This is a genomic window from Halomonas sp. ND22Bw (genome assembly GCF_003011945.1).
Lineage (GTDB): Bacteria > Pseudomonadota > Gammaproteobacteria > Pseudomonadales > Halomonadaceae > Halomonas > Halomonas halophila.
The window spans coordinates 119,447-142,588 of record NZ_PXWD01000002.1; the positions used below are offsets into that span (position 1 = coordinate 119,447).

The 23,142-nt window shown below is 69.3% G+C and carries 20 protein-coding genes; 9 read left to right on the top strand and 11 right to left on the bottom strand.

Annotation, left to right across the window (positions count from 1 at the left end):
- Positions 1 to 18 precede the first annotated feature (18 nt).
- From ubiB to CVH10_RS03500, 9 genes are all read right to left on the bottom strand, one after another.
- Complete coding sequence (gene ubiB, locus CVH10_RS03460) at positions 19 to 1,641, bottom strand: ubiquinone biosynthesis regulatory protein kinase UbiB (RefSeq protein ID WP_106487827.1); 1,623 nt, start codon at positions 1,639 to 1,641, stop codon at positions 19 to 21.
- Positions 1,638 to 2,279 (bottom strand): SCP2 domain-containing protein, encoded by a 642-nt coding sequence (locus tag CVH10_RS03465; RefSeq protein ID WP_106487828.1) that lies wholly within the window; start codon positions 2,277 to 2,279, stop codon positions 1,638 to 1,640. Before CVH10_RS03465 ends, ubiB begins: the two co-directional genes overlap by 4 nt.
- Before the next feature lie 7 nt (positions 2,280 to 2,286).
- On the bottom strand, positions 2,287 to 3,042 hold the full coding sequence (gene ubiE / locus CVH10_RS03470) for a bifunctional demethylmenaquinone methyltransferase/2-methoxy-6-polyprenyl-1,4-benzoquinol methylase UbiE (protein ID WP_106487829.1): 756 nt from the start codon (positions 3,040 to 3,042) through the stop codon (positions 2,287 to 2,289).
- Positions 3,043 to 3,155: 113 nt separating this feature from the next.
- Entirely contained in the window at positions 3,156 to 3,539 is a 384-nt protein-coding gene (locus CVH10_RS03475; protein WP_035592658.1) for a gamma-butyrobetaine hydroxylase-like domain-containing protein, read from the bottom strand.
- A gap of 93 nt (positions 3,540 to 3,632) precedes the next feature.
- Positions 3,633 to 4,955 carry an ATP-dependent protease ATPase subunit HslU gene (gene hslU, locus CVH10_RS03480; RefSeq protein WP_035592656.1) on the bottom strand — a complete coding sequence of 441 codons (1,323 nt, stop codon included), beginning with the start codon at positions 4,953 to 4,955 and terminating at the stop codon, positions 3,633 to 3,635.
- 2 nt (positions 4,956 to 4,957) lie between these two features.
- Positions 4,958 to 5,476 (bottom strand): ATP-dependent protease subunit HslV, encoded by a 519-nt coding sequence (hslV, locus tag CVH10_RS03485; RefSeq protein ID WP_016853485.1) that lies wholly within the window; start codon positions 5,474 to 5,476, stop codon positions 4,958 to 4,960.
- A gap of 193 nt (positions 5,477 to 5,669) precedes the next feature.
- The gene (locus tag CVH10_RS03490) at positions 5,670 to 6,395 is read right to left on the bottom strand and encodes an SPOR domain-containing protein (RefSeq protein WP_035592653.1); all 726 of its coding nucleotides are present in this window, start codon (positions 6,393 to 6,395) and stop codon (positions 5,670 to 5,672) included.
- A 3-nt stretch (positions 6,396 to 6,398) separates the two neighbouring features.
- Entirely contained in the window at positions 6,399 to 8,084 is a 1,686-nt protein-coding gene (argS, locus tag CVH10_RS03495) for an arginine--tRNA ligase (RefSeq protein ID WP_106487830.1), read from the bottom strand.
- A gap of 215 nt (positions 8,085 to 8,299) precedes the next feature.
- A complete protein-coding gene (locus CVH10_RS03500; protein ID WP_369335717.1) occupies positions 8,300 to 10,528 on the bottom strand; it encodes a primosomal protein N' in 2,229 nt (742 codons plus the stop codon).
- Between the two features lie 144 nt (positions 10,529 to 10,672).
- Here CVH10_RS03500 and rpmE point away from each other — a divergent pair, with 144 nt between their 5' ends.
- Both rpmE and CVH10_RS03510 read left to right on the top strand, forming a co-directional pair.
- Positions 10,673 to 10,885, top strand: coding sequence for a 50S ribosomal protein L31 (gene rpmE / locus CVH10_RS03505; protein ID WP_035592649.1), 213 nt, complete (start codon positions 10,673 to 10,675; stop codon positions 10,883 to 10,885).
- Positions 10,886 to 11,144: 259 nt separating this feature from the next.
- Positions 11,145 to 12,416 (top strand): malic enzyme-like NAD(P)-binding protein, encoded by a 1,272-nt coding sequence (locus CVH10_RS03510; protein ID WP_035592648.1) that lies wholly within the window; start codon positions 11,145 to 11,147, stop codon positions 12,414 to 12,416.
- A gap of 90 nt (positions 12,417 to 12,506) precedes the next feature.
- Here CVH10_RS03510 and CVH10_RS03515 read toward each other — a convergent pair whose 3' ends face one another.
- Together CVH10_RS03515 and CVH10_RS03520 are read right to left on the bottom strand one after the other, a co-directional pair.
- Positions 12,507 to 13,253: a YdiY family protein gene (locus CVH10_RS03515; protein ID WP_106487831.1), complete on the bottom strand. Its 747-nt coding sequence runs from the start codon at positions 13,251 to 13,253 to the stop codon at positions 12,507 to 12,509.
- 82 nt (positions 13,254 to 13,335) lie between these two features.
- Complete coding sequence (locus CVH10_RS03520) at positions 13,336 to 15,861, bottom strand: penicillin-binding protein 1A (RefSeq protein WP_035592645.1); 2,526 nt, start codon at positions 15,859 to 15,861, stop codon at positions 13,336 to 13,338.
- A gap of 263 nt (positions 15,862 to 16,124) precedes the next feature.
- Here CVH10_RS03520 and pilM point away from each other — a divergent pair, with 263 nt between their 5' ends.
- The 7 genes from pilM to aroB are packed head-to-tail and all read left to right on the top strand — an operon-like array spanning position 16,125 to position 22,740.
- Complete coding sequence (pilM, locus tag CVH10_RS03525; RefSeq protein ID WP_106487832.1) at positions 16,125 to 17,186, top strand: type IV pilus assembly protein PilM; 1,062 nt, start codon at positions 16,125 to 16,127, stop codon at positions 17,184 to 17,186.
- Positions 17,183 to 17,755, top strand: coding sequence for a PilN domain-containing protein (locus tag CVH10_RS03530; protein WP_035592641.1), 573 nt, complete (start codon positions 17,183 to 17,185; stop codon positions 17,753 to 17,755). The genes pilM and CVH10_RS03530 overlap by 4 nt, the downstream gene beginning before the upstream one ends.
- Positions 17,752 to 18,387: a type 4a pilus biogenesis protein PilO gene (locus CVH10_RS03535; RefSeq protein ID WP_035592639.1), complete on the top strand. Its 636-nt coding sequence runs from the start codon at positions 17,752 to 17,754 to the stop codon at positions 18,385 to 18,387. Before CVH10_RS03530 ends, CVH10_RS03535 begins: the two co-directional genes overlap by 4 nt.
- Positions 18,384 to 18,908 (top strand): pilus assembly protein PilP, encoded by a 525-nt coding sequence (locus CVH10_RS03540; protein WP_106487833.1) that lies wholly within the window; start codon positions 18,384 to 18,386, stop codon positions 18,906 to 18,908. Before CVH10_RS03535 ends, CVH10_RS03540 begins: the two co-directional genes overlap by 4 nt.
- Before the next feature lie 54 nt (positions 18,909 to 18,962).
- A complete protein-coding gene (gene pilQ, locus CVH10_RS03545) occupies positions 18,963 to 21,089 on the top strand; it encodes a type IV pilus secretin PilQ (RefSeq protein ID WP_106487834.1) in 2,127 nt (708 codons plus the stop codon).
- On the top strand, positions 21,089 to 21,631 hold the full coding sequence (aroK, locus tag CVH10_RS03550) for a shikimate kinase AroK (protein WP_035592631.1): 543 nt from the start codon (positions 21,089 to 21,091) through the stop codon (positions 21,629 to 21,631). Before pilQ ends, aroK begins: the two co-directional genes overlap by 1 nt.
- A 2-nt stretch (positions 21,632 to 21,633) precedes the next feature.
- The gene (gene aroB / locus CVH10_RS03555; protein ID WP_035592804.1) at positions 21,634 to 22,740 is read left to right on the top strand and encodes a 3-dehydroquinate synthase; all 1,107 of its coding nucleotides are present in this window, start codon (positions 21,634 to 21,636) and stop codon (positions 22,738 to 22,740) included.
- The last annotated feature ends 402 nt before the right edge of the window (positions 22,741 to 23,142 follow it).

Below are 23,142 nucleotides of genomic sequence, written 5' to 3' on the forward strand. Positions count from 1 at the left end.
TCCGTTGCAGTAGGTGGATCAGTTCCAGGCCAGCAGCAGGGCGCCGATGGCCGCCGCGCCGAGCACCGGCCAGGGCTGGCCGTCTGCCCATTGGACCAGCGGCTGCCAGGCGAGTGCCGCGGCCGCGATCAGCAGCCCCAGGCGCAGGCGGCGCTGGCGGCGGGCCTGGCTTTCCAGGCCACGCTGGATGGCGCCAAGGGCCTCGCCCTGTCGCTGTCGCTGCTGGTGGCCATGCTCGGCTCGGGCCAGCGCCTGGTGGGCGAGCACCGGCAGCTCGGGGAGCTGGCGCGAGAGCTCGGGCGCCTGGCGCTTCATGGATTCCCACAGCCCGCGGGCGCCGGCGCGCTCCTTCATCCAGTCTTCCAGGTAGGGCTTGGCGGTGGCCCAGAGGTCGAGGTCCGGATACAGCTGGCGGCCCAGGCCCTCGATGTTGAGCAGGGTCTTCTGCAGCAGCACCAGCTGCGGCTGGACCTCCATGTTGAAGCGCCGGGCGGTCTGGAACAGGCCCAGCAGCACCTGGCCGAAGGAGATGTCCTTGAGCGGCTTCTCGAGGATCGGTTCGCACACGGTGCGTACCGCGGCGGCGAACTCGTTGGCCCGGGTGTCCTCGCTGACCCAGCCCGACTCGATGTGCAGCGCCGCTACCTCGTAGTAGTCCTGGTGGAAGAAGGCCAGCAGGTTGCGCGCCAGGTAGTCCTGATCCTCGCGGGTCAGGCTGCCGACGATGCCGCAGTCGATGGCGATGTACTGGGGGTTCCAGGGCGTCTCGCGGGACACGAAGATGTTGCCCGGGTGCATGTCGGCGTGGAAGAAGTTGTCGCGGAACACCTGGGTGAAGAAGATCTCCACGCCGCGTTCGGCCAGCCGGCGCAGGTCGGTGCCCTGGGCCTCGAGGGCCGCGAGATCGGCCACCGGGATGCCGTGGATGCGCTCCTGGACCATCACCCGGCGGCGGGTCAGCGCCCAGTGGATGGTCGGCACGAACAGCAGCGGCGAGCCCTTGAAGTTGCGCTTGAGCTGGGAGGTGTTGGCGGCTTCCTTGGTCAGGTCCAGTTCGTCGAACAGGGTCGACTCGTAGTCGCGGACCACCTCCACCGGGCGCAGCCGGCGTGCCTCGGGAATGCGTGCCAGGCCGGCGGCCAGCCGGTACATCAGAGCCATGTCCTGGCGCATCACGCGCTCGATGCCGGGGCGGATGATCTTGACCACCACTTCCTCGCCGTCGGGCAGCAGGGCGGCATGCACCTGGGCCACCGAGGCCGAGGCCAGCGGCTCGGACGAGAACTCGGCGAAGGCCTGTTCCAGCGGCATGCCGAGTTCCTCCTCGACCAGCCCGCGGGCGAGGTGGCCGGGGAAGGGCGGCACCTGGTCCTGCAGGCGGCGCAGCTCGTCGCCGATGTCGTCGGGGAAGAGGTCGCGGCGGGTCGACAGCACCTGGCCGAACTTGACGTAGATCGGCCCCAGGGTCTCCAGCGCCAGGCGCAGCCGCTCGCCCCGGGGGCGCTGGCCCACGGGGATCAGCCGCAGCGGCGACAGGGTCAGCAGGCCGCGCAGCCACCAGGGCAGCCGTTCCTTGGGAATCAGGGTGTCCAGGCGATAGCGGGTGACCACCCAGGCGATGCGCGCGAGCCGCCGGATCATGCGCCGTCTCCCTCGGCGGTGAGGCGTCGGCGCAGGCGCTCCAGGCGTGCCTCGAGTCGGTCGGTGGCGACCTCCAGCTCGGTGAGGTGGTCGCGCAGTCCCTCGAACTGGTGACGGCCGGGCAGCAGCCGGGCCTCCTCGAAGACGTACTCGGAGACGTCGGCGCACAGCTCCTGGCGGGTGCGCAGGCCCCAGCGGCCGAGGCTGCGCATGCCTTCGGCCAGGCTGTGGGCCGGCACGTCGCCGAGCCAGCGGGCCAGCTCGCCCTCCCAGTCCAGGTCGAGGTCGAGCAGCAGGTCGCGGGTCGCCTCGAGCAGCGGGATATGCCCGCGCACCACGAGCCTGCCCTGGAACATCAGCCGTTCCACCGAGGCGCCACCGAGCAGCTCGCCCAGGGTTTCCGGGTCGAGCTCGACGACGGCGTCGAAGGCGTTCTCGGGCTCGTCATCCGGGCGCAACAGGTCCACGCCCTGGGCGTGGTAGGCCATGGCCACGGCCAGCGAGGAGGCCTCGAGGCGCATCAGCAGGCGCTGTCCGGCGAGGCGTTCCAGGCGGACGGGGGCGGCGGGGTCGCGGGCGAGCAGGGCGTTGAGGCTGCGCTCGAGGCCGCCCAGCAGAAGGGTCGGTGTCAGCGCCATCTCGTCCTCACAGCTTGATGCCGCGGTGCAGGGCGACGATGCCGCCGGTGAGATTGGTGTACTCGACCCGCTCCAGGCCGGCGTCCTCCATCATGCCCTTCAGGGTCTCCTGGTCGGGGTGCATGCGGATCGACTCGGCGAGGTAGCGGTAGCTCTCGGCATCGCCGGCCACCAGCTCGCCCATGCGCGGCAGCAGGCGGAAGGAGTACTGGTCGTAGGCCTGGCTCAGCAGCGGGTTGTCGGGCTTGGAGAACTCCAGCACCAGCAGCCGGCCGCCGGGCTTGAGCACCCGCGCCATGGAGCGCAGGGCGGCGTCCTTGTCGGTGACGTTGCGCAGGCCGAAGGCGATGGTGATGCAGTCGAAGGTGTTGTCCGGGAAGGGCAGGGTCTCGGCGTTGGCCTGGACGTACTCGACGTTGCCGCCGACGCCACGATCGAGCAGCTTGTCGCGCCCGACCCGCAGCATCGACTCGTTGATATCGGCCAGCACCACGCGCCCCCGGGGACCGACCAGCCGCGAGAACTTCAGCGTCAGGTCGCCGGTGCCGCCGGCGATGTCGAGCACGCTGTGTCCCGGGCGGACGCCGGCGCGTTCGATGGTCAGGCGCTTCCACACCCGGTGGATGCCGAACGACATCAGGTCGTTCATCACGTCGTAGCGGGCGGCGACGGAGTGGAAGACGTCGGCAACGCGTGAGGCCTTCTCGTCGACCGGAACTTCCTGGTAACCGAAGTGGGTGGTGCGCTTGTCGCTGGGGGTCATGCGAGGGAGGCTCCCGGGTCAGCTGCACAATGGGGGCGAGGCCGACGGCCCCGCGTGTTGGGCCGCATTGTAGCGCCCCCCGGGGGGCCTTGTCTTGACGGCGGGGCTTTCGCCTACAGCTGCTTGATCTCGATGCCCAGCGCTTCCCGCGAGGCCCCGGCGTCTTCGAGGCGCTGCAGGTAGTCGGCCCAGTTGGCCTCCTGGTGCTCGATCAGCTCGTGCAGGTAGTCCCAGCTGTAGAGGCCGCTGTCGTGGCCGTCGTCGAAGTGCAGCTTGAGCGCGTAGCGGCCGGCCTGGGTGATGTTGGCCAGGCCGACGTGCTTCTTGCCGACCTGCAGGGTCTCCTGACCCTGGCCGTGGCCGCGCACCTCGGCGGAGGGGGAGAAGACGCGCAGGTACTCCACCGACAGCCGGTGGCTCTCGCCGCCTTCATAGGTCAGCTCCAGCTCGCGGGCCTGCTTGTGGTAGTGCACTCGGGTGGGAATCGGGGCGGACATGGGCACCTCCGGTGAAATGTCCGAGGGATGCGTGGCGCGATGGGGAGGGAGGCCTGGCCTGCCTCCCCATGCTATCGCCTTTTCGCGTCGCGCTTAGAGGATATAGCGCGACAGGTCCTCGTCCATCGCCAGCTCGCCGAGCTGGGAGTCGACGTAGGCGGCGTCGATGGTCAGCGGGCTGCCCAGGTCGCCGCCCTGGTAGGAGGCCTCCTCGAGCAGGCGTTCCATGACCGTGTGCAGGCGGCGGGCGCCGATGTTCTCGGTGCCTTCGTTGACCTTCCAGGCGATCTCGGCGATGCGTGCGATGCCGTCGTCGGTGAAGGTCACGTCCAGGCCCTCGGTGGCCATCAGCGCCTGGTACTGGCGCGTCAGCGCCGCGGACGGCTCGGTGAGGATGCGCTTGAAGTCGTCCGGCGTCAGGGCGTCGAGCTCGACGCGGATCGGCAGGCGGCCCTGCAGCTCGGGGATCAGGTCCGACGGGCGCGACAGGTGGAAGGCGCCGGAGGCGATGAACAGCACGTGATCGGTCTTCACCATGCCGTACTTGGTGGACACGGTGGAGCCCTCGATCAGCGGCAGCAGGTCGCGCTGCACGCCCTCGCGGGAGACCTCGCCGCCGCTGGAGTTGGCGCTGCCCTTGGCGACCTTGTCGAGCTCGTCGAGGAAGACGATGCCGTGCTGTTCGACGGCCTCGATGGCACGCTGCTTGATGTCATCCTCGTTGACCAGCTTGGCGGCCTCCTCGTCGCGCAGCAGCGCGAAGGCGTCCTTGACCGCCACCCGACGGGTCTCGGTCTGCTGCTTGCCCATGCTGGAGAACAGGTTCTGCAGCTGACTGGTCATCTCCTCCATGCCCGGCGGGGTGTTGATGTCCATGCCCTGGGCCTGTGGCGTGACCTGGATGTCGATTTCCTTGTCGTCGAGCTGACCCTCGCGCAGCTTCTTGCGGAACGACTGGCGGGTGGCGTTCTCGGTGCGCGGCTCGTTCTCCTGGCCGCGGGGCGGCGGCAGCAGGGCGTCGAGGATGCGGTCCTCGGCGGCGTCCTCGGCGCGATGGCCGACCTCTTCCTTGGCCTGCTCGCGGACCAGCTTGATGGCGGCCTCGGTGAGATCGCGGATGATCGACTCGACGTCGCGGCCGACGTAGCCCACCTCGGTGAACTTGGTGGCCTCGACCTTGATGAAGGGCGCGCGGGCCAGCTTGGCCAGGCGGCGGGCGATCTCGGTCTTGCCCACGCCGGTGGGGCCGATCATCAGGATGTTCTTGGGCGTGACCTCCTGGCGCAGCTCGTCGTCGAGCTGCATGCGGCGCCAGCGGTTGCGCAGCGCCACGGCCACGGCGCGCTTGGCGTCCTGCTGGCCGATGATGTACTGGTCCAGGGCGTGGACGATCTCGCGCGGGGTCATCTGGGTCATGATCAGAGCTCTTCCAGCGTGACGTTGTGGTTGGTGAACACGCAGATGTCGCCGGCGATCTCCAGCGATTTCTCGGTGATCTCGCGGGGCGACAGCTCGGTGTTCTCGAGCAGGGCGCGGGCCGCGGACAGGGCGAAGTTGCCGCCGGAGCCGATGGCGATGATGCCGCGCTCGGGCTCCACCACGTCGCCGTTGCCGGTGATGATCAGCGAGGCGTTCTTGTCGGCCACGGCCAGCAGCGCCTCGAGGCGGCGCAGGGCGCGGTCGGTGCGCCATTCCTTGGCCAGCTCCACGGCGGCCTTGGTCAGGTGGCCCTGATACTTCTCGAGCTGGGCCTCGAAGCGCTCGAAGAGGGTGAAGGCGTCGGCGGTGCCGCCGGCGAAGCCGGCCAGTACCTGGCCGCGGTACAGGCGACGCACCTTGCTGGCGTTGCCCTTCATCACGGTGTTGCCCAGCGACACCTGGCCGTCGCCGGCCAGCGCCACCTGGTCGCCGCGACGCACGGAAACGATCGTGGTCATGGAGGGGACTCTCCTTGAGGGAGCGTTCGGCTCCCGATGACTTGGGAATGGCGGAACACGGGGCGCGGGCGAGGCATGTCGCGCCGCTCGCCGGTGCGTGCCGGCGATTCCCCTGCGGCGCCGCGAGGGGCGGCGCCGTGCATGAGCTACTGGGGAGGTGTGGGCGCCGGGCCCGGAATTCAAGCGCGGCGCGTCACTGCAGCTGGATGAGCAGCGGCTCGATGCCCTGGGTGGACATCAGGTCGCGGGCCCGGGACAGCTCCCGGCGGTCCCGGTAGGGGCCGACCTGGACCCGATGCCAGGTCGCGCCGTCGCCGGTCTGGACCTCGCTGATGTTGGCCAGCAGGCCGAAGTCCTTGAGGCGGCCGGCCAGCTGCCGGGCGTCGCCGGACTGACGGAACGAGGCCGCCTGCAGCACGTAGCGCTTGCCGTCCTCGGCGCTGCGGGTCGTGTCCTCGGCCGGCGCGCTGTTGGCGGCGATCACCTGGGCGATAGGGTCGTCGGCCGAGACGGACTCGGCGCTCGAACCCTCGTCCTCGTTGCTGGCAGGGCGCGGCGGTGGCGTGGCCGTGGACGAGGCCGTCTGCTCGCCCGGGGCGATGACCTCGGACTCCGGCAGCAGGGTATAGAACTCGAAGGTCGGCATCGGCGGCTCGTCGTCCGCCGGCGCCGCGTCGCCGGGACGGGCGGACGGGGGCGGGGCCTCGCCGGTGGCGATGGGCGTCGGCGAGGCCGGGCCGTCCTGCCAGGGGGCGGTGCCGTGCTGGTGCTGCGAGATCAGGAAGCCGGCCACCAGGCCGGTCAGTCCCCATAGCCAGCCGGGCACGCCGCGCCGCGGGGCGGATGCCTTGGCGGGGGCCTTCCGGGAGCTGGTGGCGCCTCGCTTGCGGCTGTTGGCGGCGGGCTTGCGGCTGGCCATGGTTTACATCTCCTCGGGGGCGCCGACGCCCATCAGGTCCAGGCCGTTGCGCAGCACCTGGCGGGCGGCCAGGAACAGCGCCATGCGGGCGTTGCGCAGGGCGTCGTCCTCGACCATCACCTTCACCGCGTTGTAGCAGGTGTGGAACTCGGCGGCGAGGTCGAGCAGGTACTGGGCGATCTGCTGCGGCTCGCGGCTGGCGGCGGCGTGGGCGACCACTTCCGGGTAGCGGGCCAGGCGGTTCATCAGCGCCTTCTCCTGCTCGGCCTCCAGGCGCGCCAGGTGGTCCATGGCCAGGGCGTGGTCGAACGGCTGCGCGAGCGACTCGGCCTTGCGCAGCATGCTGCACACGCGGGCGTGGGCGTACTGCACGTAGTAGACCGGGTTGTCGTTGGACTGCGAGCGGGCCAGGTCGATGTCGAAGGTCAGCTGGGAGTCGGCGCGGCGCGCGGCGAGGAAGAAGCGCGTGGCATCGCGGCCGACCTCGTCGATCAGGTCGCGCACGGTGACGTAGCTGCCGGCGCGCTTGGAGAGCTTCACCTCCACGCCGGAGCGGGTGACCATCACCATCTGGTGCAGCACGTAGTCGGGCCAGCCCTGGGGAATGCCGGCCTCCAGCGCCTGCAGGCCGGCGCGCACGCGGGTCACGGTGGAGTGGTGGTCGGCGCCCTGCTCGTTGATCACGGTGGTGAAGCCGCGCTGCCACTTGTCGAGGTGATAGGCGACGTCGGGCAGGAAGTAGGTGTAGTGGCCGTCCTGCTTGCGCATCACCCGGTCCTTGTCGTCACCGAAGTCGGTGGTGCGCAGCCAGGTGGCGCCGTCCTGCTCGTAGGTGTGGCCCTTCTCGGCGAGGCGCTCGGCGGTGGCCGCCACCTTGCCGTCGCGGTACAGCGAGGACTCGAGGAAGTAGACGTCGAACTCGACGCCGAAGGCGCGCAGGTCGAGGTCCTGCTCGCGGCGCAGGTAGGCCACGGCGAACTCGCGGATGGCGTCCAGGTCGTCCGGGTCGGCGGCGCCGGTGACGTGGCGGTCGTCGGCGTGGATGGTGTCGCCGGCCAGGTAGCTGTTGGCCACGTCGATGATGTAGCCGCCGCGATAGCCGTCGGCCGGCCAGCCGTCGTCCTCGGGGTCGATGCCCTTGACGCGGGCCTGCACCGAGAGCGCCAGGTTGGAGATCTGGGCGCCGGCGTCGTTGTAGTAGAACTCGCGGGTGACGTCGTAGCCCACCGCCTCGAGCAGACGGCAGATGCTGTCGCCGATGGCCGCACCGCGGCCGTGGCCGACGTGCAGCGGGCCGGTGGGGTTGGCGGAGACGAACTCCACCTGCACCTTCTGGCCCTGGCCGCTCAGGCTGCGGCCGAAGGTGTCGCCTTCGTCCAGCACCTGGCGGATGACCTGGGCCGCGGCGTCGGTGGCGGCGAAGAAGTTGACAAAGCCGGGGCCGGCGATCTCGACCTTCGACACGGCGTCGCTTGCCGGCAGCGCCTCGACCAGCGCCTCGGCCAGCTCACGGGGCTTCCTGCCGGCGGGCTTGGCCAGCATCAGCGCCAGGTTGGTGGCGTAGTCGCCGTGGGCCTTGTCCTTGGTCGGGTCGACCTTGATGGTCGGGGCGAGCTTGGAGGGCAGGACGTCCTGGCGCTTGAGTTCGTCCAGGGCGCCCTCCAGCAGGGAGATGATGGTGTCTTTCATGGGGAGTCTGATGTCCTGTGGCGCGGGCGTGTCGGTCGCCCGTCGGCGGGCATTTGGCCGCACATTATCGACAATTGCGCGCGGGCTTTAAACCCCGACCCGGCGGAGCCGGGCCCGGGGAGCTGGAAGACCGAAGAGCGGCGCTCCCGCGCCCGGAGCTCGAAGAAGACAAGCATTGATACCCCGGGTGGCGAATTCTTGCGGCTTTCCCGCTTTCAGCTCAGCGTCTGGGGGTCGATATCCAGCGACCAGCGTACCCGCCGCGCCGCCGGCTCGGCTTCCAGCCAGGCGGTGAGCCAGGCGCCGGCCTCGTGGAGCCGGCTGCGTTTCCCGGCGCTCAGCATCAGCTGCAGGTGGTAGCGGTTCTGGCGGCGCTCCATGGGCGCCGGCACCGGGCCCAGGCAGTCCACGTCCAGCTCGCGTGCCCTCAGGTGCTCGCGCAGCGCCTCGGCGGCGCGGCCGCCGAGCTCGGTGACCGCCGCCTCCTGGGCGCCCTCCAGACGCAGCAGCGCCAGGAAGCGAAACGGCGGCAGGGCGGCGACGCGGCGTTCCTCCAGCAGCTGCTCGGCCAGGGCGTCGTAGCCGCGGGCCGAGAGCAGGCGCAGGTGCGGGTCGTCGGCGTGCATGGTCTGCACCAGCACCCGGCCCGGGTGAGCGGCGCGGCCGGCGCGGCCGGCCACCTGCTCGAGCAGCTGGGCGCTGTGCTCCAGGGCGCGGAAGTCGCTGGCATAGAGGCCGGCGTCGGCGTTGACCACCACCACCAGGGTGACGTGGGGCAGGTGATGGCCCTTGGCCAGCATCTGGGTGCCCACCAGCAGGCAGGGTTCGCCGCGCCGCACCTCGGTCAGGGTCTGCTCCAGGGCGTCGCGGCGCCTCGTGCTGTCGCGGTCGATGCGGTGCACCGGCACGTCGGGGAAGCGCTCGGCCAGCGTTTCCTCGGTGCGCTCGGTGCCGCTGCCCAGCGGGCGCAGGTCGGCGCTGCCGCAGTCGGGGCAGGCGTCGGGCAGGGCGCGGCGCTGGTCGCAGTGGTGGCAGGCCAGCAGCGGCGGCTGGCGATGCAGGGTCAGGCGGGCGTCGCAGTGGTCGCACTCGGCGAGCCAGCCGCAGGCGTGGCAGCTGAGCGTCGGGGCGAAGCCGCGGCGATTGATGAACACCAGCACCTGATGGCCGGCGGACAGGGTCTCCTCGACGGCCTCGAACACCGGCGGAATCAGCCCGCCTCGGCGGGGGCGGCCGCGCAGGTCGACCAGTTCCAGGCGCGCCGGGGCGTGACGGCTGGCGCGCTGGGTCAGGCGCAGGTGGCGGTAGTCGCCGCTCTGGGCCCGGTGCAGGGTCTCCAGCGACGGCGTGGCGCTGCCCAGCACCAGCGGGATGCCGTGATGATGGGCGCGGGCCACGGCCAGGTCGCGGGCGTGGTAGCGCAGCCCTTCCTGCTGCTTGAAGGAGCCGTCGTGCTCCTCGTCGACGATGATCGCGCCGGGCGCGGCCAGGGGCGTGAAGATCGCCGAGCGGGTGCCGATGACGATCGGCGCCCGGCCGCTGGCCGCGGCCTCCCAGGCGTCGAGCCGCTCGTGATCGGTAAGCCCCGAGTGCAGCGCCACCACCGGCACCCGGAAGCGGCGCTTGAAGCGCGCCAGGGTCTGCGGCGTCAGGCCGATCTCGGGCACCAATACCAGGGCCTGGCGGCCGCGGCCGACCACCGCCTCGATCAGCTGCAGGTAGACCTCGGTCTTGCCACTGCCGGTGACGCCGTGCAGCAGGCAGGGGTGATAGGCGTCGAGGCCCTCGTGAAGCGCGGCCAGGGCGGTGGCCTGTTCGCGATTGAGCGGCAGCACCGGCTCGGCCAGCAGCAGGCCGCCGGCGTCGGCCGGACCGGTACGTGGCTCCTCGCGCCGGGCGACCAGTCCCTTTCTCTCCAGCGCCTGAAGCTGGGGGCGAGTGAACGACTGGGCGAGAATGGCCTGGGCAAGCATGCCTTGGGGATGCTGGCGCAGCATGGTCAGCAGCTCGGCCTGGCGCGGCGCCCGGCCGAGGCTCTCCGGCGTCTCGTCGGCGCCGGCCTCGGTGACCTGCCAGCGCTCCCGGGTGCGTGCCTCCAGGGCGCGGCCCTGTCGCAGCAGCGCGGGCAGCGCCTGGTGCAGGGTGTCGCCCGGGGCGTGCTGGTAGTAGCGGGCGGTGAAACGGCACAGCCACAGCCAGTCCGCCGGCAGCGGGGCGTCGTCGAGGCGATCCTCGATCGGCTTGAGCTTGGCCAGCGGCAGGTCGCTGTCGTCGCGGCACTCCACGACCACGCCGACCACCCGGCGAGGGCCGAAAGGCACCCGCACGCGCAGTCCCGGCTGCCAGCCGCCCTCCGGCGGCGCGCCGGCGGGGCGGTAGTCGAACAGGCGGCGAAGCGGTGACGGTACGGCGATGCCCAGCACGGCGGGCGAGGAAACGGACAATTGGCCTCCGGGGGCGGCTCTGCTAGAATGCTCGGCCGCCGCGTCACCCTGTGTGGGGCGGCGCCCGGTTTGAACGTTCAGACAATCCGTATGCGGTGCCTGGCATGGGATCAGGTGGCGGCATACAGCGTAGCGAGGCTCAAGATGAAACAAGGTATCCACCCGAATTACAAGACGGTCAACGCGACCTGCTCCTGCGGCGCCACCTTCGAGGTCGGCACCACCAACGATCAGGACCTGTCCCTGGACGTCTGCTCTCAGTGCCACCCCTTCTACACCGGCAAGCAGAAGCAGGCGACCACCGGTGGCCGCGTCGAGCGCTTCAACAAGCGCTTCGGTGCCGCCGTCAAGCGTTGATGCGTCGCCGGCGCCCTGCGCCGGCGTTGGCAGCAGCCGAAAGAACCCGCCCTGGTGGCGGGTTTTTTTACGCCCGACGATCGGGCGTCGCTTCGATAAGGAATCCTTTATGGCAGAGCGGTGAAATATAAGTTACGGCAAATGGTGGCGAACGTCTGCGAAAGCGGTTGCTAGATTGTGTAACTTTACTAAGTTGAGAAGTGGAAGTTTTTTTTATAATCTCGCTGGCCCTCAATACCATTCGAACCGGATCCTGAGCATGACAGACGCGAAGAGACAGGCGGCACTGGACTATCACGCGAAGCCCATTCCCGGGAAGCTGTCGGTGGAGCTGACCAAGCCCACCGCGACCTCCCGGGATCTGGCCCTGGCCTACAGCCCGGGCGTGGCCGAGCCGGTGCGCGAGATCGCTCAGGATCCGGAGAACGCCTATCTCTACACCGGCAAGGGCAACCTGGTGGCGGTGATCTCCGACGGCAGCGCCATCCTGGGGCTCGGCAACCTGGGCGCGCTGGCCAGCAAGCCGGTCATGGAGGGCAAGGGCGTGCTGTTCAAGCGCTTCGCCGGCATCAACTCCACTGACCTGGAGGTCAACGCCGAGAGCCCGCAGGCCTTCATCGACACCGTGGCGCGCATCGCCGATACCTGGGGCGGCATCAACCTCGAGGACATCAAGGCGCCGGAGTGCTTCGAGATCGAGCGCGCGCTGGTCGAGCAGTGCAGCATCCCGGTGTTCCATGACGACCAGCACGGCACCGCCATCGTCACCGCGGCGGGCATGCTCAACGCCCTGGACATCGCCGGCAAGTCCCTCGAGGAGGCGAAGATCGTCTGCCTCGGTGCCGGGGCGGCGGCGATCGCCTGCATGAAGCTGCTGGTGTCCTGTGGCGCCCGCGCCGAGAACCTGGTGATGCTGGACCGCAAGGGCGTGATCCACAGCGGTCGCGAGGACCTCAATCAGTACAAGGCGATGTTCGCGGTCGACACCGACAAGCGCACCCTGGACGACGCCATCGACGGGGCCGACGTCTTCATCGGCCTGTCCGGCCCCGGCCTGATGAGCGCCGACCACATCCGCAAGATGGCCGACCATCCGGTGGTGTTCGCCTGTACCAACCCGGACCCGGAGATCCATCCGGACCTGGCTCGCGAGACGCGCCCCGACGTGATCATGGCCACCGGCCGCTCCGACTACCCGAACCAGGTCAACAACGTGCTGGGCTTCCCGTTCATCTTCCGCGGCGCCCTGGACGTGCGGGCGACGCGCATCAACGAGGAGATGAAGGTCGCCGCGGTGCATGCGCTCAAGGACCTGGCCCGCGAGCCGGTGCCCCAGGCGGTGCTGGAGGCCTACGAGGCCGAGAGCATGAGCTTCGGACGCGACTATATCCTGCCTACCCCGGTGGACGTGCGGCTGCTCGAGCGCGTCTCCTCGGCGGTGGCCCAGGCGGCGGTGGATTCCGGCGTGGCGCGCAAGCCGTATCCCGCGCACTATCCGCTCAAGACCGTGGACGACGTCTACGGCCGCTGATCGCCAGCACGGTGCGGAAATGACGACGCCGGCCCTCGGGCCGGCGTCGTTGCGTCTGGAGGACGCGTTGGGAAAAGCGCCTCGATGGCCCTACCAGTCGTAGAGCAGCGAGACGTTGGTGATGCGATCGGTGCGTGCCGTGGCGCCGTCGGGTGGCCGGGTGTTGTGCTTGAGCTCGTAGGAGAGCTTGAGCGCCAGGTGCTCGTTGAGGCGTGACGTCAGGCTGGAGAGCGAGCGGGCGGTCAGGTTGCGATCGGTGCCCTCCAGTGACAGTTCCTGGGCGAAGGAGGCGGTGTCGGAGAGGTGCCAGCGGTAGTCCATGGCGCCGTAGGCCACGCCGAGTCGCCGGGTCTGCTCATCGGTCACGCTATCGACCCGGTAGCCGGGCCCGGCCTCCAGCGACAGCACGTGGTGCTCGTTATCCAGCACCTGACGGCCGTAGCCGCCGATCACCGTGGCCTGATAGTCGTAGCCGCTGAAGCGGTCGTCTTCCCAGCGGGCGAAGCCGAACAGGTAGTGCGGGCCCTCGATGTCGTAGCGTTCGCGGGCGGCCAGCAGGTACTGCTCGGCGCTGGTCTCCTCGTCCTGGGTGACGTGGCGGGCCTCGCCGCGCAGGCTGTGGGTGAAGGCGCCATCCAGCCACACCAGGCGGCCCTTGGCGATCAGGGTCTGGCTGTTGGTATTGCCCTGCAGATGCGTGAAGCCGAGCTCGGCCTCGCCGGTCAGGGGCGGGGAGTCCTCCTTCGGCACCGGGGGCGCATAGAAGGGGGAGGCCAGGGTGTCGCCGGCCAGCATCAGCAGGCCAAGCCCGCAGGTGGCTATCACCTTGGAGCGCATGGGATGTCTCGCGGTCGGTTCGGGGAAGAGCGAAGCAGAGGGCCGGTGCGGCGGCGGGCCACCGCACCGGCGAGACGACGATCTAGAAGATGGCTTCGTAGGCGCCGGTGCCCTGGGAGCCGCTTTCCTGTTCCACAGCGCGGTCGACGCGGCGCGGCTGGTAGCTGGGCAGGTGGTCGGCGCGGAAGAGCTCCTCGATGCCGCCGGACTGGTCGTCGTGCAGCAGGCGGCCGGTGTCGGGGTCGACACGGCGTGTCACCACGCCGTCCGGGCGCTCGGGCCAGTGTTCCGGGGTGCCGGCCAGGGCGCTGCCCATGAAATCGACCCAGATCGGCAGCGCCGCCTGGGACCCGTATTCCGCGGTCGAGCTGTTGTCGTCCTTGCCGACCCAGACGGTGGCAGCGAGCTCGGTGTTGAAGCCGGCGAACCAGGCATCGCGCTGGTCGTTGGTGGTGCCGGTCTTGCCCACGATGTCGCCGCGCTCGAGGGCCAGGGCGCGGCGGGCGGTGCCCCGCTCGACCACGTCGCGCAGCATGTCACGGAGCAGGAAGGCCGCCGCCGGATCGACCACGCGCGGCGCGACCCGGTAGGTCTTGCCATCTCGCTCGACGGTCTCCTGGTCGGCAGCGCACTCGCGGCAAGCCACCAGTGGATCGGCTTCCTGCACCACGGTCTGGGCCTCGCCGCGGGTGATCTCCTGGATCAGCCAGGGTTCGATGGCGAAGCCGCCGTTGGACAGCACTGCATAGCCGCGGGTCATCTCCAGCGGGGTCAGGCTGGTGGTGCCGAGCGCCAGCGACAGGCCGTGGGGCAGGCGCTCGGGGTGGAAGCCGAAGTCCTGCAGGAAGCCGATGGTGCGCTCGAGCCCCAGGGTCTGCAGCAGACGGATGGTGACCAGGTTGCGCGAGCGGGCGAGGCCGACGCGCAGGCGGGTCGGGCCGAGGAAGTCGCCGCTGGAGTTGTTGGGGCGCCACAGCTCGCTGCTGCCGTCCTCCATCACCACCGGGGCGTCGTTGATGATGGTGGCGGGATTCACCTCGCCGCTGTTCAGGCCGGCCAGGTAGATGAACGGCTTGAAGATCGAGCCCGCCTGGCGGCGCGCCTGGAGCGCGCGATTGAACTTGCTGGCATCATAGTCGAAGCCGCCCTGCAGGGCCAGGATGGCGCCGGTGTCGGGGTCCAGCACCACCAGCGAGCCCTGGGCATCGGGCTGCTGGGACAGGCGCCAGCTGCCGTCCTCGCGCTGCAGGATGCGCACGAGGTCGCCGGGACTGGCGATATCGGCGGCGGAGTTCGGTGCCGCGCCGCGATAGCGGGCGTTGCGGTAAGGCTGGGCCCAGTCGAGGCCGTCCCAGTCGAGGGTACGGACCTCGCCGCCGCGGGCCAGCACGCGCATCTCGCGACCCTCGGTGGAGACCACGATGGCCGGTTCCAGCGGGCCCAGCACCGGGGTGCGATCCAGCACCTGCAGCCAGTTGCTGACGTCGCCGTCGATGCCGTCGACCTCGGTCTGGCTGCGCTCGGCGGCCTGGCGGGCGGTGCTCATCACCTCGGGGGATTCGGCCAGCTCTTCCTCGAGGCCCTCCGGGTCGGTGTTCTCCTGGGCTTCCGCCAGGCTGCGCGGGATATCGGACTGCTCGGCGCCGCGCCAGCCGTGGCGGGTATCGTAGGCGATCAGGCCGTTGGCCAGCGCCTGGCGAGCCTGGGGCTGCAGTTCGCTGTCCAGGGTCGTGGTGATGCGATATCCCCCGGTGTAGGCGTCGTCGAAGCGGTCGACGGCGTACTGTCGGGCCATCTCGGCCACGTAGTCGGCGGTGACCTCGGCCTTGGTCTGATGGCGGCGGGCGGTGATCGGCGCCTGGACGGCCTCGTCGTAGGTGGCCTGGTCGATATAGCCCAGGTCGCGCATGCGGAACAGGATCCAGTTGCGGCGGATCAGGGCGCGTTCGGCGTTGGCCAGCGGGTTGAAGGCGGACGGTGCCTTGGGCAGGCCGGCGATCATGGCCTGCTGGGCCAGGGTCAGGTCGCCGAGCGGCTTGTCGTAATAGACCTCGGCCGCGGCGGCGATGCCGTAGGCACGGTGGCCGAGGAAGATCTTGTTGACGTAGAGCTCGAAGATCTCTTCCTTGCTGAGGATCTGCTCCATCTGCAGCGCCAGCAGGATCTCGCGGATCTTGCGGGTGAAGGTCTGGTCCAGCGTCAGCAGGTAGTTGCGCGCCACCTGCATGGTGATCGTGGACCCCCCGGACCGGATGTCGCCGCCGCTGGCGGCCAGCTGGACGGCGGCGCGGGCCAGACCCTTGGGGTCGACGCCGTGATGGTCGAAGTAGGACGCGTCCTCGGCGGCCATCAGGGCGTCGACCATGGTCGGCGGAATCTCGTCGTAGTTCACCGGCTGGCGGCGTTCCTCGCCGTACTCGCCGATCAGCTTGCCGTCACGGGTGAAGATGCGCAGCGGGGTCTGCAGCTCGAAATCCTGAAGCTGCCGCACGTCGGGAAGGCCAGGGGCGAAGTAGAGGGCGGCCCCGGCCACGGCCAGCACCGAAGCGGTGGACAGCGAAACCAGCAGCCAGAATGCCGAGAAGGCCAGGGTTCTGAAGAACTTCATGAAAAAACGGTATCCATGCGGTGAACGAGTGCGAAGCGGCGGGGGCGAACGAGGGTGCAGATGCGCCGGCCATTATAGGAAGCCGTCAGCGCGACCACCAGCGTTGACGTCTGGCGACACCCGTTCGTGTGAGATCAGGCGATTTCATGTAGCCTCCGCTGACAGAAGAATTGGCATGACGCTTATCCTGTCTTCAGTATTAGGTCGGTGCCGTATTATAACGAGTGGTTTTACGCAGGCATTCAGTCGGGAGCATGACCTAGATGCGAATCGGTGCAGCCGGCAAGGGGCTCATCGGGGTCGATATCACCTCGGCCACCGTCAAGCTGATCGAGCTCAAGTGGGGCGGCGGGGGCTATCGCGTCGAGAGCTATGCCGTGCGGCCGCTGCGCGAGGGCGCGGTGGTGGAGCGACGCATCCGCGACATGGGCGAGGTCGTCGATGCGCTCAAGCGCGCCGTGGATCATGCCAAGCCGACCAGCCGGCGTGTCTCGGTGGCGGTGCCGGCCAGCGCGGCGATCACCAAGACGCTGACGCTGCCGGCGACCCTGTCGGACGACGAGATCGAGACCCGCATCCAGCTCGACTCGGACAAGCACGTTCCCTTTCCGTTCAGTGAAGTGGCCTTCGACTTTCAGCGGCTCGGGCTCAACGAGCGCTACGGCGATCAGCAGGACGTGCTGCTGGTCGCCTGCCGCCAGCAGGACGTCGGCCAGCTGACCGAGGCGGTACATCAGGCAGGGCTGGCGCCGGCCGTGGTGGACGTCGAGACCTTCGCCATGGAGCGTGCCTACACCGAGCTCGCGACCCAGCTGCCGGCCACCGTCGCCCAGGACGGTGGCGTCGCCCTGGTGGATATAGGGGCTCACATGAACGCCTTTCACGTGCTGCGCGAGGGTCGCATCACCTACAGCCGGGACACCGTGTTCGGCGGCCGGGCGCTCACCGAGGAGATCCGCAACCGCTACGGGCTGAGCCTCGAGGAGGCCGGCCTGGCCAAGAAGCGTGGCGGCCTGCCGGACGACTACCAGCGCAGCGTGCTCGATCCCTTCATCGAGACCCTGGTGCAGCAGGTCGGGCGTTCGCTGCAGCTGTATTACACGGCCGGCCGCAAGCAGGAGGTGCGGCGCATGATCCTGGCCGGCGGCACCGGGGTGCTGCCCGGCCTGGCGGACCGCCTGGCGGCGGAAACGGGGATGGAGGTGGTGATCGCCAACCCCTTCCGGCGCATGAAGGTGAGCTCGCGGGTCGATGTCGAGACCCTGGCCGGCGACGCCCCGGCCATGCTGACGGCCTGCGGGCTGGCGATGAGGGTGCGTGGATGACCATCGAGATCAACCTTCTGCCCTGGCGCGAGGCGCAGCGCCAGCGGCGCAGCAAGCGCTTCCATCTGGCCCTGGCGCTGGCCGCCCTGATCGGGCTGGGCGGTGGCTATGCCGTGACCTGGTACCACGAGCAGCAGCTGATGGCCCAGCAGCAGCGCCATGCGCTGATCCGCCAGCGCACCGCGGAGCTGGATCATGACATCCGCACCGTCAGCGAATACGAGTCACGGCTCGAGACGCTCGATCGTCGCATCGAGGTGCTGCAGGAGCTGCAGGCCGAGCGTCCCCAGACCGTGCACGTCTTCAATGCCCTGGCCGCCAGCCTCGAGGAAGGGGTGTACTACGTCGACCTCCAGCGTCAGGGGGATCGCCTGCGCCTGACCGGCCTGGCGCCGGACAATCGTCGCGTTTCCGACCAGCTGCGTGCCCTCGAGGCCTCGCCGGTGCTCGACGTGCCGGTGCTGTCCGAGGTGGAGGCCGAGGGAGGCGAGCGCCGCTTCGATCTCAGCGTCGGCCAGCACATGCCGGGGGCCGCGAACGACACCGCCAGGCAGGAGGTGACGCCATGAACCTCGCCGCCGAATGGCGTCGCCTGACGGACGTGGAACTGAGCGAGCTGGACATCAAGGAGGCCGGCGGCTGGCCCGTCCTGCTGCAGCTGATCTGCTGCCTGCTGATGGTCGGGCTGACCTTCGCCGGGGTCTACTGGTACCTGGCGGCGCCCAAGGCCCAGGCGCTGGAAAGCGCGCGGCAGGAAGAGGCCCGCCTGCTGCGGGACTACCGCAGCAAGGCGGCTCAGGCGGCCCATCTGCCGGGGATGCGCGAGCAGGTGGAGGCGCTGGACGGTCGTCTGGAGGTGCTGGTGGGCATGTTGCCCAGCGGTCCCGAGATTCCGTCGCTGATCGACGACATCAGCGAGGCGGCGATCGACAGCCAGCTGACCATCGACGCCATCCGCCTGCGCAGCCCCGTAGAGCGGGAGTTCTACGTGGAGCGGCCGTTCGATATCCGGGTGAGCGGCGACTACCATCGCATCGGCTCCTTCCTTGCCGCCGTCGCCGATCTGCCACGCATCGTCACCCAGCATGACTTCACCCTCGCGCCGTCCGGCGACGGGCGGCTCGAGCTGTCGATGCTGGCGCGGACCTACAGCTATCGGCCGCCGCAAGAAGCGTCCTCCGGCGAGGAGGAGGCACCATGAGGGTCTGGGGGCGTGGCCTGGCGCTGCTGGGCCTGATGCTGTCGCTCGGCGCCTGCCGCGACGCGGCCAGCGGCGATCTCGATCGGGAACTGGCCGCGCTGCGGGCCGATCCCGGCGAGGTGACGCTCGAGCCGCTGCCGCCGATGCCGGTCTATCACGCCGTGGACTACCGCTTCGCCGACCGGCGCAGCCCCTTCCAGGTGCGGCTGCCGGAGAGCCGCGCCCTGCCGGAGGGCGATGCGGAGCTGGCGCCTGACCGGTCGCGATCGCGGGAGCCGCTGGAGGCCTATGAGCTCGGCCAGCTGGAGCTGGTGGGCACGCTGACCGTGGGCGGCACGCCCTCGGCGCTGATCCGGGCGCCGGGCGGCAAGGTGCACCGGCTGCGCGTCGGCGATCACATGGGCTCGGACTTCGGGCGCATCGTCGGTATCACGTCCGCCTCGGTGCAGCTGGTGGAGATCGTGCCCACCGGAGGCGGCGGCTGGATCGAGCGCAGCACCCAGCTGTCGCTGGACGGCTAGACCAGAAGCGTGACACGGCCCGTCGGGAGCGGCGGGACCTGCAAAGAGGGGACCATGACATTGATGAAAAGAATGCTCGCGGCGCTGGCCATGCTGGTGGTCTCCACCTCTGTCATGGCGGCCTCGACGCTGACCGGCCTCGACTATCGTCAGGCAGCCGGGGGTGCCCTGGAGGTCGATCTGTCCTTCGACGGCGGCGTGCCCGAGGTGCGCGGCTATCGTCTCGACGACCCGGCGCGGCTGACCATCGACCTGATGGCGACACGCAGCGCCCTGGAGCATCGTCGTCAGGCGCTTGGGGTCGGTGGCGTCGAGCGGGTCACCGCCCTGGAGGCGGGCAGCCGTACGCGGCTGGTGTTCGACCTGGAGGGCCCGCTGCCCTACGACACCGCTCGGCAGGGCGACCGCCTGCGGCTGTCGATCGGCGGCGGTGTCGCGCCCCCGGCGGCCACCCGCGCCGCCGCCTCGCCTGTCGGCAGCGCGCCAGCGGCCGGACCGGGCATCACCGACATCGATTTCCGCCGCGGTGACGACGGCGCCGGCCGCCTGGTGGTGTCCTTCGACCGCAGCGGCGTGGATGCCCGGGTCAGCGAGAGCGGCAGCTCGGACATCGTCGCGCGGCTCCCCGGCGTTCGCCTGCCGGCCTCGCTGGATCAGGTCTATGACGTCACCGATTTCGACACGCCGCTGCGCCGCATCACGCCACGGGTCGATCGGGATGGCGTCACGCTCGATATCCAGGGCAGCGGCGACTTCGCCATGCTCTCCACCCAGAGCGGCCGTCAGCTGACCATTTCGGCCCAGCCGGCCACGCCCCAGCAGCGCGAGCGCCAGGCGCGCGATCAGTTCTCCTATACCGGCGAGCGGATCACCCTGAATTTCCAGGACATCGAGGTGCGTTCGGTGCTGGCGATCATCGCCGACTTCACCGGGATGAACCTGGTGGCCAGCGACAGCGTCACCGGCCGTGTCACGCTCAACCTGCAGGACGTACCCTGGGATCAGGCGCTGGACCTGGTGCTCAAGAGCCAAGGGTTGGCCAGCCGTCAGGAGGGCAACGTCATCGTGGTGGCGCCGGCGGAGGAGCTGGCGGCCCGGGAGCAGCTGGAGCTGCAGACCCGCGAGCAGCTGGAGACGCTGGCGCCGCTGGAGACCGAGTACATCCAGGTCAAGTACGCCAAGGCCGAGGATCTGGCGCGACTGCTGCAAGGAGAGAGCTCCGGCGGCGGGGCGAGCGGCTTCGGCCTGCTGACCGAGCGCGGCCGGGTCGCCGTGGACCCGCGCACCAATACCCTGCTGGTGCAGGACACCGCCGAGCAGATCGGCAGCATCATGGAGACCCTGGAGCGGCTCGACGTGGCGGTGCGCCAGGTGCAGATCGAGGCGCGGATCGTGATCGCCCGGGACAGCGCCACCCAGGAACTGGGCGTCAACTGGGGGCTGTCATCGCCTCGAGGCGACGGTCGGCTCGATCTGGGTGGGGCGTCTTCCGGTCAGCCGGTGGCGACCTACGGGGATGACTTCAGTGGCCAGCGTGAGTCCAGGGGGCAATTCACCGGGGCGTACGGTGATCCAGATGGGCAGCTGTTTCAGCGTGGTGGGCTGGCGGTAGACCTGGGGGGAGCCAATCCCATGACCAGCTTCGGTTTTGGTTATCTATCAGGGGATGTGTTGCTCGACCTGGAGCTGCGGGCGCTGGAGAGCGAGGGCAAGAGCCAGACCATCTCCCAGCCGCGGGTGATCACCGCCGACCAGAGCACCGCGGTGATCAAGCAGGGCACCGAGATTCCCTATCAGGAATCGACCTCCAGCGGGGCGACCGATACCGAGTTCAAGGAGGCGGTGCTGTCGCTGGAGGTGACGCCGCAGATCACGCCGGACAACCGCATCATCATGGACCTGGCGGTCAACAACGATACCGTGGGTGAGCTGTTCAACGGGGTGCCGTCCATCGACACCAACGAGATCACCACCCAGGTGCTGGTGGACAACGGCGAGACCGTGGTGCTCGGCGGTATCCTGACCACCGAGCAGGTGCGCAGCCTGTTCAAGACGCCCTTCCTGGGCGACATCCCGGTGCTTGGAAACCTCTTCCGCTATACCGAGGACTCCAGCGATAAGGTAGAGTTGCTGGTATTCATCACGCCCCGAATACTGGATGACAACCTGGCGATTCGCTGATGCCGGCACTACCCAATCTGATATTGATCGGCCCCATGGGGGCCGGAAAGAGCACCATCGGCCGCCTTCTGGCGGCCGAGCTGTCCCGAGACTTCTACGACAGCGATCATGAAATTCAGGATCGCTGCGGCGCCGACATCCCGTGGATCTTCGACGTCGAGGGCGAGGCGGGCTTCCGCGAGCGCGAGACGCAGATGATCGACGAGCTTTCGGCGCTGGAAGGCGTGGTCATCGCCACCGGCGGCGGCGCGGTGCTGCGCGAGGAGAATCGGCGCATGCTGCGTGACAGCGGCACGGTGATCTATCTCTACACCACCGTCGAGCAGCAGCTGCGGCGTACCGCCAAGGACCGCAACCGGCCGTTGCTGCAGCGCGATGACAAGGCCGAGGTGCTGGAGCAGATGTTCCAGCAGCGCGACCCGCTGTACCGGGCCACCGCCGACATCGTGGTGCGCACCGATCGTCGCGGTCCGCGGGCCGTGGTCAACGAGATCGTGCGCCGCGTGGAGCGGCTGATCGATCCCCTGCATTGCAAGGCATGAACATGACGCGATCCATCGATGCCCGGCGCACCCTGACGGTGGCCCTGGGCGAGCGCAGCTACCCCATTCATATCGGCCCCGGGCTGCTGGGCGATCCGCAGTGGCTGCGGCCGCACCTCGCCGGCCGCCAGGTGATGATCGTCACCAACGAGACGGTGGCGCCGCTCTATCTGGAGCGGCTCAAGGCCGGCCTGGGCGATGACCTGACGGTGCGCGAGGTGGTGCTGCCGGACGGCGAGGCGACCAAGACGCTCGCCAGCGTCGAGCGCATCTGGGATGCCCTGCTCGAGGCCGGCTTCAACCGCCGCTGTACCCTGGTGGCCCTGGGCGGCGGTGTGATCGGCGACATGACCGGCTATGCGGCGGCCAGCTATCAGCGCGGCGTGGCCTTCGTGCAGGTGCCGACCACGCTGCTGTCCCAGGTGGACTCCTCGGTGGGTGGCAAGACCGGTGTCAATCACCCGCGCGGCAAGAACATGATCGGCGCCTTCTGGCAGCCCCGGGCGGTGCTGATCGATACCGATACCCTGTCGACCCTGCCGCGGCGCGAGCTGTCGGCCGGCCTGGCCGAGGTCATCAAGTATGGCCTGATCCGCGACGTCGGTTTCCTGACCTGGCTGGAGGACAACATGGCGGCGCTGCGAGGCCTCGATGCCGCGGCCCTGGCCTGGGCCATCGAGCGCAGCTGCAGCCTCAAGGCGGAGATCGTCGCCGAGGACGAGACCGAGCAGGGCGTGAGGGCGCTGCTCAACCTGGGGCACACCTTCGGCCATGCCATCGAGACGCATCAGGGCTACGGTCGCTGGCTGCATGGCGAGGCGGTCGGCACCGGCATGCTGCTGGCCGCCGAGCTGTCGCGGCGGCTCGGCTGGCTGTCGGACGACGAGGTGGCGCGCACGCGTGAGGTGCTGGCGGCGGCCGACCTGCCCCTGGCCGCGCCGGCCGACATGAGCGTGGACGACTTCCTGTCGATCATGCGCCTCGACAAGAAGAACCTCGACGACCGGCTGCGGCTGATCCTGCTGCGAGGCCTCGGCGACGCCTGCATCCATGACCAGACCCCGCCCGAGACCCTGGCGACCCTGCTGGAGGACTTTCCCCGGCAGTGATCGCTCGCTTCTTTATCGTGCGCGCCTCGACGCCCGCTGCTTCGGCAGCGGGCGTCGTCGTTTGCGGGCGGTGTCGGGGAGCGTGTCCGGCGTGGAAATGCGTGAATCTGTATGCCATATGCAGCATCGGTATGGGGTTGGAGCGCTACTTGCGACTAAAGTCTAACTAGGGTGTCGTGCCGGGGATGTTCCACGTCGTTGGCGTGCAACTCGTTGAGTTAGCGTGATTTTTTTATTGTTCGCTTAGACAAGTTGCGGATTTGTCGAAGGTTTTTGGCGTGGCGGCGGCGTGGCGGCATTGCGCGAGCGAGGGGGCGTGGCTATTCTGTGGAGCCTTTTGCCGCGCAGTTTTGATGCCGCAATAGAGGCGTCAAATAAAAAGAAAAACCTTTTAATATATCA

Excerpts from the sequence above, each read along its gene's own strand:
- ubiB (WP_106487827.1), bottom strand. The coding sequence starts at position 1,641 with ATGATCCGGCGGCTCGCGCGCATCGCCTGGGTGGTCACCCGCTATCGC.
- CVH10_RS03465 (WP_106487828.1), bottom strand. The coding sequence starts at position 2,279 with ATGGCGCTGACACCGACCCTTCTGCTGGGCGGCCTCGAGCGCAGCCTC.
- ubiE (WP_106487829.1), bottom strand. The coding sequence starts at position 3,042 with ATGACCCCCAGCGACAAGCGCACCACCCACTTCGGTTACCAGGAAGTT.
- CVH10_RS03475 (WP_035592658.1), bottom strand. The coding sequence starts at position 3,539 with ATGTCCGCCCCGATTCCCACCCGAGTGCACTACCACAAGCAGGCCCGC.
- hslU (WP_035592656.1), bottom strand. The coding sequence starts at position 4,955 with ATGACCCAGATGACCCCGCGCGAGATCGTCCACGCCCTGGACCAGTAC.
- hslV (WP_016853485.1), bottom strand. The coding sequence starts at position 5,476 with ATGACCACGATCGTTTCCGTGCGTCGCGGCGACCAGGTGGCGCTGGCC.
- CVH10_RS03490 (WP_035592653.1), bottom strand. The coding sequence starts at position 6,395 with ATGGCCAGCCGCAAGCCCGCCGCCAACAGCCGCAAGCGAGGCGCCACC.
- argS (WP_106487830.1), bottom strand. The coding sequence starts at position 8,084 with ATGAAAGACACCATCATCTCCCTGCTGGAGGGCGCCCTGGACGAACTC.
- rpmE (WP_035592649.1), top strand. The coding sequence starts at position 10,673 with ATGAAACAAGGTATCCACCCGAATTACAAGACGGTCAACGCGACCTGC.
- CVH10_RS03510 (WP_035592648.1), top strand. The coding sequence starts at position 11,145 with ATGACAGACGCGAAGAGACAGGCGGCACTGGACTATCACGCGAAGCCC.
- CVH10_RS03515 (WP_106487831.1), bottom strand. The coding sequence starts at position 13,253 with ATGCGCTCCAAGGTGATAGCCACCTGCGGGCTTGGCCTGCTGATGCTG.
- CVH10_RS03520 (WP_035592645.1), bottom strand. The coding sequence starts at position 15,861 with ATGAAGTTCTTCAGAACCCTGGCCTTCTCGGCATTCTGGCTGCTGGTT.
- pilM (WP_106487832.1), top strand. The coding sequence starts at position 16,125 with ATGCGAATCGGTGCAGCCGGCAAGGGGCTCATCGGGGTCGATATCACC.
- CVH10_RS03530 (WP_035592641.1), top strand. The coding sequence starts at position 17,183 with ATGACCATCGAGATCAACCTTCTGCCCTGGCGCGAGGCGCAGCGCCAG.
- CVH10_RS03535 (WP_035592639.1), top strand. The coding sequence starts at position 17,752 with ATGAACCTCGCCGCCGAATGGCGTCGCCTGACGGACGTGGAACTGAGC.
- CVH10_RS03540 (WP_106487833.1), top strand. The coding sequence starts at position 18,384 with ATGAGGGTCTGGGGGCGTGGCCTGGCGCTGCTGGGCCTGATGCTGTCG.
- pilQ (WP_106487834.1), top strand. The coding sequence starts at position 18,963 with ATGACATTGATGAAAAGAATGCTCGCGGCGCTGGCCATGCTGGTGGTC.
- aroK (WP_035592631.1), top strand. The coding sequence starts at position 21,089 with ATGCCGGCACTACCCAATCTGATATTGATCGGCCCCATGGGGGCCGGA.
- aroB (WP_035592804.1), top strand. The coding sequence starts at position 21,634 with ATGACGCGATCCATCGATGCCCGGCGCACCCTGACGGTGGCCCTGGGC.